General features: G+C 73.0%; 9 protein-coding genes. 7 read left to right on the top strand and 2 right to left on the bottom strand.

The genetic code is table 11. The annotated features are described in order from the left end of the window. Positions 1-41 precede the first annotated feature (41 nt). Genes Adu01nite_RS45540 through Adu01nite_RS45525 form a run of 4 tightly spaced genes read left to right on the top strand, consistent with a single transcriptional unit; the run spans position 42 to position 7,400 of the window. Positions 42-938 carry an ABC transporter ATP-binding protein gene (locus Adu01nite_RS45540; protein WP_203735646.1) on the top strand — a complete coding sequence of 299 codons (897 nt, stop codon included), beginning with the start codon at positions 42-44 and terminating at the stop codon, positions 936-938. After that, positions 935-1,612, top strand: coding sequence for an ABC transporter ATP-binding protein (locus tag Adu01nite_RS45535; protein ID WP_203735645.1), 678 nt, complete (start codon positions 935-937; stop codon positions 1,610-1,612). Before Adu01nite_RS45540 ends, Adu01nite_RS45535 begins: the two co-directional genes overlap by 4 nt. After that, the gene (locus Adu01nite_RS45530) at positions 1,609-4,725 is read left to right on the top strand and encodes an FtsX-like permease family protein (protein ID WP_203735644.1); all 3,117 of its coding nucleotides are present in this window, start codon (positions 1,609-1,611) and stop codon (positions 4,723-4,725) included. Before Adu01nite_RS45535 ends, Adu01nite_RS45530 begins: the two co-directional genes overlap by 4 nt. Next, the gene (locus tag Adu01nite_RS45525) at positions 4,722-7,400 is read left to right on the top strand and encodes an FtsX-like permease family protein (protein WP_203735643.1); all 2,679 of its coding nucleotides are present in this window, start codon (positions 4,722-4,724) and stop codon (positions 7,398-7,400) included. Before Adu01nite_RS45530 ends, Adu01nite_RS45525 begins: the two co-directional genes overlap by 4 nt. Before the next feature lie 310 nt (positions 7,401-7,710). On the opposite strand, the gene Adu01nite_RS45520 is transcribed toward Adu01nite_RS45525, so the two are convergent. Next, on the bottom strand, positions 7,711-8,592 hold the full coding sequence (locus tag Adu01nite_RS45520) for a Kelch repeat-containing protein (RefSeq protein WP_203735642.1): 882 nt from the start codon (positions 8,590-8,592) through the stop codon (positions 7,711-7,713). A gap of 63 nt (positions 8,593-8,655) precedes the next feature. Here Adu01nite_RS45520 and Adu01nite_RS45515 point away from each other — a divergent pair, with 63 nt between their 5' ends. Together Adu01nite_RS45515 and Adu01nite_RS45510 are read left to right on the top strand one after the other, a co-directional pair. Next, the gene (locus Adu01nite_RS45515) at positions 8,656-9,330 is read left to right on the top strand and encodes a helix-turn-helix domain-containing protein (RefSeq protein ID WP_239133202.1); all 675 of its coding nucleotides are present in this window, start codon (positions 8,656-8,658) and stop codon (positions 9,328-9,330) included. A gap of 751 nt (positions 9,331-10,081) precedes the next feature. Continuing rightward, on the top strand, positions 10,082-10,786 hold the full coding sequence (locus tag Adu01nite_RS45510) for a hypothetical protein (protein ID WP_203735641.1): 705 nt from the start codon (positions 10,082-10,084) through the stop codon (positions 10,784-10,786). Between the two features lie 421 nt (positions 10,787-11,207). Here Adu01nite_RS45510 and Adu01nite_RS45505 read toward each other — a convergent pair whose 3' ends face one another. After that, entirely contained in the window at positions 11,208-11,639 is a 432-nt protein-coding gene (locus Adu01nite_RS45505) for a hypothetical protein (RefSeq protein WP_203735640.1), read from the bottom strand. Positions 11,640-11,977: 338 nt separating this feature from the next. Here Adu01nite_RS45505 and Adu01nite_RS45500 point away from each other — a divergent pair, with 338 nt between their 5' ends. Continuing rightward, positions 11,978-12,409 (top strand): hypothetical protein, encoded by a 432-nt coding sequence (locus tag Adu01nite_RS45500; RefSeq protein ID WP_203735639.1) that lies wholly within the window; start codon positions 11,978-11,980, stop codon positions 12,407-12,409. Positions 12,410-12,609 lie beyond the last annotated feature (200 nt).

Below are 12,609 nucleotides of genomic sequence, written 5' to 3'. Positions count from 1 at the left end.
CCGGGTTGTAGGGTGAGGCGCCGCACGGGGAGGAGGGGGCTTTGTCTTCATCATCTCGTGCGTCCGAGTTCGGGGCTGACGCCCTCATCGTGTGCGACAGCCTGGTGCGCATCTACCAGTCCGGGCCGGTCGAGGTGCAGGCGCTGCAGGGCCTCGACCTGATCGTCGAGAGCGGCGAGATGGTCGCCGTGGTCGGTGCCTCCGGGTCCGGCAAGTCGACGCTGCTGTCCATCCTGGCCGGGATCGACGCGCCGACCGCCGGGCGGGCCCGGGTCGACCGGTGGAACCTGCTGTCGATGTCCCGCGCCGACCGGGTGCACTACCGCCGGCACACCGTCGGCTTCGTCCGCCAGCAGACCGCCGGCAACCTGGTGTCCTACCTGACCGCCCGGCAGATGGTCGACCTGCCGATGACCGCCGCCCGCGTCCCGGCCCGCAAACGCCACGCGCGCAGCCTCGAGTTGCTCGGCGCGCTCGGCGTCGCCGACTGCGCCGACCGCAAACCCGGCCAGCTCTCCGGCGGCCAGCAGATGCGGGTCGCCATCGCGGTGTCGCTCGCCAACGAGCCGAAGGTGCTGTTCGCCGACGAGCCGACCGGCGAGCTCGACACCGCCACCTCGGCCGAGGTGTTCGGGGCGATGCGCGACGTCAACCGCGAGCTCGGCGTCACCATCGTGATCGTCACCCACGACCCCGGGGTCAGCGGCCAGGTCGAGCGCACCGTCGCCATCCGCGACGGCCGGACCAGCAGCGAGGTGCTGCGCCGCACCGCCACCGCCGACGACGGCGGCACCCACGTGATCGCCGAGGAATACGCGGTGATGGACCGGGCCGGCCGGGTGCAGGTGCCGGCCGACTACCGGGAGGCGCTCAACCTGACCCGCCGGGTCCGGCTCGCTCTCGAACCGGACCACGTCACGATCAGGCCGGACGCATGAGTTCGGCGCTCCTCTCCGTCGCCGGGATCCACCGCACGTTCGGCTCCGGGCCGGCTGCCGTGCACGCGCTGCACGACATCTCGTTCGAGGTCGAGCCGGGCACCATGGTCGCGCTCGTCGGCCGTTCCGGCTCGGGCAAGACCACCCTGCTCAACGTCATCGGCGGCCTCGACCGGCCGGACCGCGGCACGGTCACCGTGGACGGCATCGACGTCACCGCCCTCGACGAGGACGGCCTCTCCGCGCTGCGGCGGGAGCGCGTGTCGTACGTGTTCCAGACGTTCGGCCTGATCCCGGTGCTGTCCGCGGCCGAGAACGTGGGCGTGCCGCTGCGGCTCGCCCGCACCCCGCAGGCCGACCGGGAACGCCGCGTCGAGCTGCTGCTGGAGCTGGTCGGGCTGGCCGGGCACGCCCAGCAGCGGCCCGGTGAGCTCTCCGGCGGGCAGCAGCAGCGGGTCGCGATCGCCCGGGCGATCGCCGCGTCACCCCGGCTGCTGATCGCCGACGAGCCGACCGGCCAGCTCGACGCCGAGACCGGGCTGTCGGTGATGGCCCTGCTCCGCGGGATCGTCGAGTCCGAGGGCGTCACCGCGCTGGTGTCCACGCACGACCCGGTCATGATGGCCCTCGCCGACCGGGTGATCCACCTGGCGGACGGACAGCTGACGACGTGACCGCGCTGCTCCTGCGGCGCGCCCGGGCGCAGTGGCCGCTGCTGCTGTCCCTGCTCGCGGTCCTCACCCTCGGTGCCACCCTGCTCGGCGCCAGCGCGCTGCTGGTCACCCGCACCTCGGAGCGGGCGGTCGAGGTCGCGGCGGCCCGGGCCGAACCGGACGACGTCGAGGTCACCGCCTACACCGTGACCATCGCGGCGGCCGACGCGCGGTCGGTCGCGGCCGACACCAAGTCGCTGCTGACCTCCGCTCTCCAACCGTTCACCGCGACCACCACCACCCGGGCGTCGTCCCGGATGCGGATCCTCCCCGCGCACACCGACGACGCCCGGAGCCTGCTCAGCGAGGCTTACCTGTCCGGGGTTCAAGGGCTCCAGGACCGGGCCTCGCTGGTCGGCGGCCGCTGGCCCCGGGCCGGCGCTCCGCTGGAGGCCGCACTCTTCGACAACACCGCCCGGCTTCTCGGGCTCCGGGTCGGCAGCCGGGTTCACCTCGGGCCCGAGCTCGGTCGCGACCCGGCGCCGGCGCTCGACCTCACCGTCGTCGGGCTGGTGCACCCGCTGCCCGACGCCGGCTGGGACCGGGACCCGCTCAACGGCACCGGCTACGACCCCGACCCCAAGGACGCGGTCTACGCCGACGACGTCAACGCGTACGGGCCGTTCCTCGTCGACCTCGAGGGCCTGCTGGCCAGCGGCTCCGCCCTGGACCGCCTCGAGGTCACCGCGCACCCCGACCTGTCCGCGCCGGACGGCCGCGACCTCGACCGGCTGACCGCCTCGGTGCTCGGCGCCGACCGGCGGCTCGGTGGCACGCTCGGCGACCGGGTGCAGATCGAACGTGTCTCGTCGCCGCTCCCGCAGACCCTGCTCGGCGACCGCAGCCAGCAGGAACTCACGGCCGGGTCGGTGCTCGCGCTCGCCCTCATCGGGATCGTGCTGACCGCGATCGCGCTCGCCCTCGCTGGGCGGCTCACCACCGGCGTACGCGCCGAGGAGAGCGACCTCTTCTCCGCGCTCGGCACCAGCCGCGGCCAGTTCGCCGCCGTCGCCACCGCCGAGGCCGCGATCCTGGCCGCGCTCGCCGTCGCCCTCGCCATCCCCGGATCGTCCGCGCTGCACTCGCTGCTCACCCATCTGCCGCCGCTCTCCGGGGCCGGGCTCGCCGCCCGGCCGGCCGTGACCCTGACCCAGGTCGTCGCGATCGGTTGCGGTGCGCTCGCCCTCGCCGCCCTGCACGTCGGGCTGGCCATGCGGCCGACGGCGAACGGTGCCCGCCGCGGCCGGCGGGAGCTTCTCGCTCGCTCGGGGGTCGACCTGCTGCTCTTCGGGCTGGCCGCGGTCGGGTGGTGGCAGCTGCGGGCCCAGCCCGCCGGGGCCGGGTCGCGGGCCGACGCCGTACGCGTGCTTGCCCCTGCTCTCCTTCTCGCCGCCGGCACCGCGCTCTCGCTACGGCTGATGCCGCCGCTGCTGCGGCAGGCCGAACGGCTGGCCGGGCGGTCCCGTGGTCTCGTCCTTCCGCTCGCCGCCTTCCAGGCCGCCCGGCGGCCGCAAGCCTTCGCGGCCGGGCTGCTGATCGGGCTGGCCTGTGCGGCCGCCACGTTCGGGACCGCGTTCGGCAGCACCTGGACCGCCGCCCAGCACGACCAGGCCGACCTGTCCGTCGGCACCGACCTCGCACTCACCCTGGACGCGCCGCCGCTGGCGGGGCAGAGCGCGGCGGTCGGTGCGGCAACCGGCGGGGTGCTCAGCCCGGTCGCCTCGCACAACATCGCGGTCGGGCAGTGGCTCGGCGGCTCCGGCCCGTCGCCGAAGCTGGTCGCCGTGGACACCCGGCAGGCGGGCCTTTTGCGGGGGCGCGACTCCTCCTCGGTCGCCGATGGCCTCACGCCTGCCGTACAGGTGACCGGACCTTTTTTGGCGGCGGGCGCTACCCCGACGATCACCGGCACCGCGACCCGGGACACACCGGTCATCGTCACCCCGCGGCTCCTGCTGCAGGACGACAAGGGGCTGCGGACCGCGTGCAACGGCCCGCCCATGGCGCTCGACGGCCGGCCGCACCCTCTCCCCGGCTGCGTGCCGGTCGCCGGACTGCGGCTGGTCGCCGTCGCACTGCCGGTCACCGCCGGGTGGGAAGGGCAGCCCAACAGCGCGATCGACGTGTGGATTTCCGTGCCCGGCGCCGCGGCTGCCTGGACCGCCCGGTCCGCCGCTCCGGAAAGCCGGCAGCTCACCGACCCGGCCGTCACCGCCGCCGGCGACCGGCTCAACCTCCGGGCGAACGTGCAGTTCGCCGACCCCTCCGACATGAGCCGCGTCCTGGTCGCCACCACCTTCGCCGACCCCGGGCCGGTGCCGCTCGCCATCTCCGAGCGGTTCGCCGCCGACGTGAGCGCCCGGGTCGGCGGCAAGCTCAGCCTCACCTTCGGCACCACCCCGATCGAGGCCGTCGTCACCGCGATCGTGCCGACCGTCCCGTCCGCGCCCGGCGAGCCCGCCGCCCTCGCCGACGTCGACACCCTCTCCCGGGCTCTTGTCGTGCGCGGTGACTTCGACTCGCCGGTCTCCGCCTGGTGGGCCGGAAACCCCCGGGCCGGTGCCGCCGCGAGCGTCGGCGACCTGCATCTCGGGACGGTTATCACGCGTACGGACGAGACCGCGCGCCTCACCGGCAGCCCGCTACGCGCCTCGCTGCCGGCCGTCCTGCGGGTGCTCGTCGCCGCGGCCGTCCTTCTCCTCTTCGGCGGCGTGATCCTGCATGTCGCCTGCGACGTGCAGCTGCGCGCCCTCGAAGTGGCCCGGCTCCGCGGCCTCGGCATGTCCCGCCGCGACATCCGGGCCGCCCTGCTCGGCGAACACTCCGCCGTCCTGCTGCCGCTGATCGTCACCGGCGCGCTCGTCGGCGCCCTCGCGACGTGGGCGGTCGCCCCGCTGTTGATCCGCTCCGACACCGGCGCGGCACCGGTGCCGCCGGCCGCCGCCCACTGGCCGTGGGCCGCCGAGGCCGCGCTGCTCGCCCTGCTGATCGCCGGCTCCTGGCTGGCCGTTGCCGCGGTCGTCACCATCCAGGCCCGCCGAGCCGACGCCGCCCACCTGCGGGTGGCGTCGTGATCCCGGCCCTGCACCGGCCCAGCATTCGTGGGCGGGCCCGCGCCGACCTCGGGCCGCTGCTGCTCGTCGCCGGGGTCGTCCTGGTCATCACCCTGCTCGCGGCGGCCGTGCCGCCGCTCATGCGGGCCACCGCCGACCGGGCCGCCCAGGAGGCGATCCGCAAGGCCGGGCCGGACGCCGCCGTCCAGGCGCAGGCCCGCTGGGAGGACGACTACGGGCCGAACGGCGGCCGGGTCCGCAGCACCGGCATCGCCGCCGACGTCGACGACTTCCGCGGCCGGGCCGAGGAAGCCCTCGACCCGGACCTGCGGGCCGCGCTCCGGCCGCCGATCACCACGGTCGCCGCCGTCACCCTCGCCGTCACCGACGGCAGCGTGCAGCGGCACTTCCAGGTCGACTACGTGCAGGACGACGCCGGCGGCCCGGCGGTCACCTGGATCGCCGGGCGCGCGCCGGGCGGCACCGCCGACGGCAACGTGGAGATCCCGCTCAACGGGCCGCTCTGGGAGGTGCAGGTCGGCCTGTCCGAGACCGAGGCGGCCGCCCTCAAGCTCAAGCCCGGCGGCCACGTGCCGGTCCAGGACGAGCTGCGGCAGCCGTACAACCTGCTGGTCAGCGGCATCTTCCGGCCGGTCGACCCGGCCGACCCGGCCTGGCGGACCGTCCCGTGGGTGCTGCAGCCGTCGTCCGGCCTGGACGGTTCCGGCAGCACCCGGCTCGGCGGCCTGCTCTCCGCCGACTCGCTGCCCGACGCCCGGCTCGCCTTCCAGCAGGACCAGCTGCGGCGCACCGTCTGGTTCGCCGCCGACCCGGACAAGCTCACCTGGGAATCCGCCCAGCAGCTCGCCGCGACCGCCGCCGCCCTCAAGGCCACCTCGGCCTCCTCCGGAGCCCGCGACGACTCGCTCAAGTGGGACACCGGCCTCGACCGGGTGCTGCGCGACGTACGCGCCCAGGTCGACGCCGCGTACGCCCAGGCCGCGGTGCTGCTGATCGCCGTCCTGGCCGGCGCGGTCCTCGTCCTGCTGCTCGCCGCCGATCTGATCGCCCGCCGGCGCGCGACGGCGCTGGCCGCCACCCGGCAGCGCGGCGCCGGCCTGCCCAGCCTCGCCACCGAGCTGCTGATCGAATCGGCGGTGGTCACCGTGCCGGCCGCCGCGCTCGGGATCGCGCTGTCCCTGCTGCTCGCCGGCGGCGCCGCGCTGCTCTGGACCCTGCCGGTGGTCGTCTGCGCCATCGCCGCCGGGCCCGCGTTCGGGGTGCTCGCGGCGGCCCGGGCCACCCGCGACCGGCGTGCGCCCGCCAACCGCAGCGCCCGCCGCCGCCAGCTCCGCACCGCGCAGCTGCGCCGGGTTGCGATCGACGCCACCGTCCTGGCCGCGGCGGCCGGCGCGGTCGTCGCCCTTCACCAGCGCGGCATCGCTTCCGGTTCCGACTCGGCGCTGCCGGCGAGCGCACCCACCCTCGGCGTCATCGCCGGCACGCTCCTGGTGCTGCGCCTGATGCCGGTCGGCACCGGCCTGGCCCTGCGCCAGTCGCTGCGCTCGCGCCGACCGCTCGCCGTCTTCGGCGCCGCCCGGGCCGCCGCCACCGCCGCCCGGGTGCTTCCGCTGCTGGTACTGACGGTCACCACGGCGCTGGCCGCGTTCGCGGTCACCCTCGACACGACCACCGCCCGCGGCACGGCCGACGGCGCATGGCAGACGGTCGGCGGCGACGCCCGCCTCGACGTGCCCCCCGACTCCCGCGACGACGCCACGAAGATCGCCGCCCAGCTGGCCACCGCACCCGGCGTGAAGCACGCGGTCGCCGCCGAGGTCATCGACGGCGTCCGGGTGATCGCCGACAACAACGCGCTCACCCCGACCCTGGTCATCGTGGACGCCGCCGCCTTCCAGCAGCTCCGCGCCGACACCCCGCTACCCGCCGCGCCGGACCTGGCCGGGCTCTCCGGCCCGCGCGCCCTGGTCCGCTCCGGCGACGGCAGCCTCCGCCCCGGCATGACCATGCGCCTGCGCCTGGAGAACACCGACCCCATGGTCGAGCTCACCGCCGTCGGCACCGCCCCCGCGATCGGCACCGCCACCGACGTGATCCTGGTCGACGCGTCGGCCGGCCTGGCCTACCAGCCCGACACCGTGTGGGTGACCGGATCCGGCGCCGCCAAGGCCGTCGAGGCCGCGGCCACCGGCGGACGGGCCGAGACCCGCGCCGAGGTGCTCGACGACCGCCGGTCGGCACCGCTGAACGCCGGCCTGGCCGCCCTCGAATGGGCAGCGGCCGGAACGCTCCTGCTTCTCGGCATGCTGGGCTTCGCGCTGAGCGCCGCATCGAGCGCACCCGCCCGGTGGGAAACGCTCGCCCGCCTGCGCACCCTCGGCCTGCGCCCACGAGACACCCACCGGGTCGCGGCCGGCGAGCTGCTCCCGCCGGTGCTGGTCGCCGCGATCGGCGGGCCGCTGCTCGGCCTGTTGCTGGTGAAGCTGACATTCGGCCCGCTCGCGCTGCGCACGCTGACCGGCCAACTCGCCGACCCGGCCACCACGGTGCCGTGGTGGCTTCTCGGAGTGGCAGCGGTGCTGCTGCTCGGCACGCTGGTCGCGGTGGTCGCCGCCGAGGCCGCGCTACGCCGCCACCTGCGCCTCGGGGACGTCCTGCGAGCAGGCGGTTCGTAGCCGCGTCCCGGAGGTTGGTTCGGCCGCGGTGGTCCGGCTCGGGTCGTAGCAGTTGGCCCACGGTCCCCGGTAAGTGCGAGGATGGGTTTGTGAGTATCAACCAGATGCTGGCCCGTGCAGGCGGCGTTGCCGACCGCATCCCCGGCCGGGGTGAGTTCGCTGGCCCAGCAGACGGCCTGGTTGAGCTCCCGGATCTCGCAGCGGTCTGACCCGGCGTGGATCCATCAGTAAGTGCTTGATCCGACCGAAGTCTGCGTCCGTCGGCACGTCGAACGGGACGGGCGGAAGGTGCAGCCCAAAAGGGGCTCTATCAGATGTGGAGGGCTTCGACGCGGGAGCTGGCGGTGGGGGTGTCGGCAGTCAGCTCGAAGCCGCCGAAGGCCACCAGCAGGTCGTCGTGGACCGCTGCCGAGAACGAGGCCCGGCCGACCGTGAGGAGCGGATCTAGCGTGCGCCAGCGGTCGGCGTGCGGTTCGTACACCTCGGTCGTGCGCAGCGGACCGTTCGCGCTCGCGCCGCCGACCACGAAGATCCGCCGGCCGCCGTCCGCCGCCACGCCCGGGTTGCCGCGGCCGGTGTGCAGCGGAGCCACGGTGTGCCAGCGGTCAGCCGCCGGGTCGTAACGCTCCACCGTGGCCTGGAAGACCTGGACGTCGACGGTGCCGCCGATCGCGTACAGGTGGCCGTCGAGGACCTCGGCCTTGAGCAGGCCGCGCGCGGTGCGCATCGGGTGTGCGTCATGCCAGGCGTCGTTGTGCACGTCGTAGACCGAGACCGCCGTGGTCGCGTTGTCGGTCGCGTCGAAGCCGCCCACCACGTAGAGCCGGTCGCCGATCGCCGCCGCGGCCGCACCGCCGCGGGCACCGGGCAGCGGCCGCCCCGTCCGCCATCGGTCCCCGTCCAGGATCTCCACGACGTCCAGGATCTTGTCGTCGGCGTAGCCGCCCAGCACGTAGACGTCACCGCGCACGGTGGCGGCGGCCGGGTTGCCGCGCGCGGTCGGCATCGGTGCGATCAGCCGCCAGTGGCCGCCGGCCGGGTCGAGCCGCTCGACCGAATCCAGCCCGGTGCCGAAACCCGAGGTGAAGCCGCCGATCGCGTACGTGGTGCCGGTCGTCGTGCCGATCAGGCCGCCGCGCGCCACGTTGAGCGAGGGGCGGGCCTGCCAGCGTTCCGTCCTGTTCTCCGTCATGCCCTCCACGCTGCGGTCCGGCAGCCGACAGGCGCCATACGACGTACGTCGTAGGCTCCCCCGATGGGTATCAACCTGGGCGACGACACGCTCCGCCGGTTGTTCGAGGCCACGGCCATCGCCGACGTCCTCGGTGTCCTGGCCGAGGTGGTCCCGTGCGACGTGGTGTCCTGGTCCCGCCTCGACGTTCCCCGCCGTCGGGTTCTCGACAACGAGACCTCGGTTCCCGACGACTCCTCCGACGAGGCGTTCTGGGAGCACTACCACGAGCACCCGCTCTGTCACGGCCCCGGCATGCTTCGGCCGGTCTGCTCGATCAGCGACCTGCTGGGCGAGCGAGCCTGGCACCGTACCGCGATCTACCACGACTGCTTCCGCCCCTTCGGCCTGGAGCACGAGATCGGGGTGAAGCTCCCCTGCCCACCCGGCCAGACCAACGTGCTGCTGCTGGATCGGGCTCCCGGCGCCGGCTTCACCGACCACGACCGCTTGGTGCTGACCCTGCTGCGCCCCCACCTGGAGGCCGCCGTCCGCCGCGCCATGACGCCGAGCCTCACCCGGCGTGAGCGGGAGGTGCTGGCGCTGGTCCGCGAGGGCCTGACAAACCGGGCGATCGCCCACCGCCTGGCGGTCTCCCCGCACACGGTCCGCAAGCACCTGGAGAACGCGTTCGCCCGCCTCGACGTGCACAGCCGCACCGAGGCGGCGATCTCGACGGAGGCCGGCGGGTACCGGTAACGCCATCCGTGCTGGTCAAGCGGCATGCCCGATTCGTGGAGGCGCCCGCCGAGTCGGTCGTATCGGCGGAAGTCTCCGGGCCGGGTGTCGGGTCGGGGGTAGCGAAGCGCGGGGCCTTCGTCGAACTCAGGACCGACGTACGGGAGCCGCACGCGCTACCTGCCCAGCCCCTGATTTCCCGCCCGGTCGCCAACCCCGCGGCTACAAGTAGTTCCCTGCCGCGCAACTATCGGCGGCAGATCCGGATGCATCGTCGCCGCGGCCGCCGGCTGCCGCCGCACTCCGTGCGCTGGTTTGCGACCTAGACCAACACAATTTCCAGGATGTCGGGGCCGTCCAGCCTCGTTGAGGCACCGACATCCTGGACATTGTGTTGATCATGAATGCGTCCGCTTCTCGGTATGACCGGACGCTCGGGTGCTGGCAGCGGGTGCGCGTGTATGGGTCTCGTTTCGACTGTGCAGGTGATGATGATGGAGGCGCCGGGTTGTCGGTGGTGATCTTCGCCCCCGGCGCGGCATGTCGGCCAAGGACGCGTAAAGAGATTCCTCTTGCGTCACATGCGGCGGGTGGCAGGGGGACGGTCGGCCCGGGGCGTAGGTCGCTTTCTCGTGAGGTGGGTTCATGGGTGGTGTCGTGCTCCGCGATACATTGGTGATCTTCATCTGGCCGTCGGGGCAGGCTACGGGTACCGCTGCGGACGCCGGCCTGCCGCGCTGACGGGTGTGACACCACGAACCCGAGGGACGACATGGACTCGTACACCATCACCATCACACCTGACGATGACAGCGGGAACAGCACCACCCTGACCGTGGACACCTCTACCGGCCAGGCCCGGATCACCAGCGTGCACATGCACGCCCCCGGCGGCCTGACCGGCGCCCAGGCACCCAACGTCAACGTCGACTTGCTCCTGCAAGCCGTGACCGGTCCTACGCACACCCCGGCCGCGATCACCCCGGCTTCCACACCGCTCACGCAAGCCGCACCGGGACCATCAGCCGTGAACACCGACCTCGGAGCCGGCGAACCCGCGACAACCGCCACTGCGGCGACACCGCAGCCCGTGACCGGCGGCGCCACGCCGCAAGCCTCGACCGCGGCGCCCGCCAAGCGTGCGAGTCGCCGGGCAGCCGCCGCCGAAGGCCGGACCGCCGCCGGCGAGGCGGCACCGTCGAGCGGGGCGCGCCGCGGCCGTAGCCAGCCGGCTCCGAAGAAGACACCGAGAAAGCCAGTACGCAAAGCGGCAAGTCCCGCAGCCGGTGCCGCAGCCGGTGCCGCTGCCGATATTGCTGCCGAACGGGTATACCGCAGAATGCCCGACGACTTCAGCGCCGTCTATCGCCAGGCCGGCACCGCCGCCGTGATCGCCGATCACTACGGCGTACCCCGCCACACCGCACAAGGCTGGATCCGCCGACACAACAGACACGACGCGACCGCCACCAACTGACCACCGCGAGCCCGGCGCTGACGCGGCCCGCCCGAGCCCCGCGGAAAGGCCAGACCACACAAACGGTCAACCTGCCAAGGCTCTCCACCAGCCCCCGTACCCCAGCCGGCGGGCGTTGTACCCGCAACCGCCCGCCGGCTCACCCCAACCGCCGCCAAGCAACCGACACGCAGCCAGACCCCACCCGTATGCCGCGCCCGGTCGGCGGCTACTTGCACTCGGCGTCTGCCGGCGCGTCGGTTGCCTGCGGATGATGAGATTGGCTCGACGGCGCTTGGTCGAGGACGCCCGTCATCGAGATTGTTGAAGGCGGCGAAGACGCTGGCCCATTTCCCGACCGTTCTGTGTTGCCGGCATATGAGATACCGGATCAGTCGAATTCGTGAGCCTCGAACTGACGCCCGGGTCATGTACGTTTCGTTCAGTCGGCGTCAGGATCGAAACGGGTCGTCCGGCTCTCGTGCACCACGTTGTAACGAGGGTGCAGTTCGTCAGCGCGCCGGCGCAGGGTGGACTTGCTGATCACCCAGCGGTCCGGGTCGTCATACTCGAATTCGACGCTGATCGTGCCACCGGCACGCCCGACGCGCACCAGGCAGGTCTTCCACGGTAACCGGTCGTCAGCCTTGGCCATCTCGTCGCGTAGCTTGCGCAGCACCGCAAGCGTCTCGAAGTTGCGTGGCGCGGCGGGCTCGTAATCACCCGCCGCGTCATAGCAGAAGCCGGTCATGCGTGACTGCCCGGCATCGACGACACCCACCAGCGCCAAGTGCTGCCAGTTCTCAGTCGCGACTTCCGCGTCACCGACCAGCAGCGAGCAGAGCTGCTGGATCAGGTCGTCCTTGGCCGCCATGCCCGCGACACTACGTGGCCGGCCGCGCGTCCTGCGGGCCGTCGAGGTGGCTCCCTGCCGGGCAGGCGTACCCCAAAAGATGGGTTCGGCTACTCATCCGCCGACGGCGGACGATCAGCAGACTGGCTCGCATGCGAATGACAGGTACCGAACCGCCGAGAGGGGCACATGGCGGCGGCACGCTGCTCACCCTCGGCGCCGCGTCCACGGCCGCCGCGGTGGCCGCTGCAGTGCGTGCTCGTCCTCGTGGCCGTCGCCGGTGGCCTCTTCGCCGGTGTGCTGCTGGTCTTCGCGGACGGGCTGACCTGTCGAGGTGGGTCGGGTTCCGCGGACTCGCCATGGTGACTGTGCTGAACCTCTCCGCGTGCTCCGTGGTCCTGGACAACGTGGAGTCCGAGGACCTGCCCGCCGACCGGGAGAACTATCTGGTCAGGATCGGCATGATCGATAAGGGCGAGAACGTGCGCTTCTTCACCAGCGGCGGGGTGCCTTTCGAGGAGGCAGGGCAGCTGTTCACCGACGTCCGGGTCGGCTCCTATTGGCTACCCGACCACGACCACCAGGAGGACAAAGTGCAGTCGATCCTCCTGAAGGACGTGACAGCCATCGAGTTCACCGACCGCGACGCCTGGACCTACGCGGACTACGTCACCGTGACCCCCGCGAAGGGAACGGACATGAAGGTCTACCTACCCGGATCCGATGACTTCCCCGAGCGCTTCTACGAGGCCCTCAAAAAGCAATGGAGGAACGTCAACGCGCAGAAATGACCCCGCCGGCCCTGGACACCCGGCGGAGCACCTAGTTCGTAGTTCGCCGCCCGGGCCGCGCTCGGTCCCAGCACCCGAGCAACAGATATGCGGGATCCTTGCCGGAACGCTCCGTGCCTTGCCGGAGGCGCGCTCGTTGAGACAATGACAATGCGTTGCTCTGCGGCGGTACACATTGCTGCCTGCGGGTTCTTCGTAAC

This window comes from Paractinoplanes durhamensis (assembly GCF_016862175.1).
GTDB lineage: Bacteria > Actinomycetota > Actinomycetes > Mycobacteriales > Micromonosporaceae > Actinoplanes > Actinoplanes durhamensis.
The sequence above is the reverse complement of the archived record's forward strand: the minus strand, read 5'-3'. Positions and strand labels throughout refer to the sequence as shown.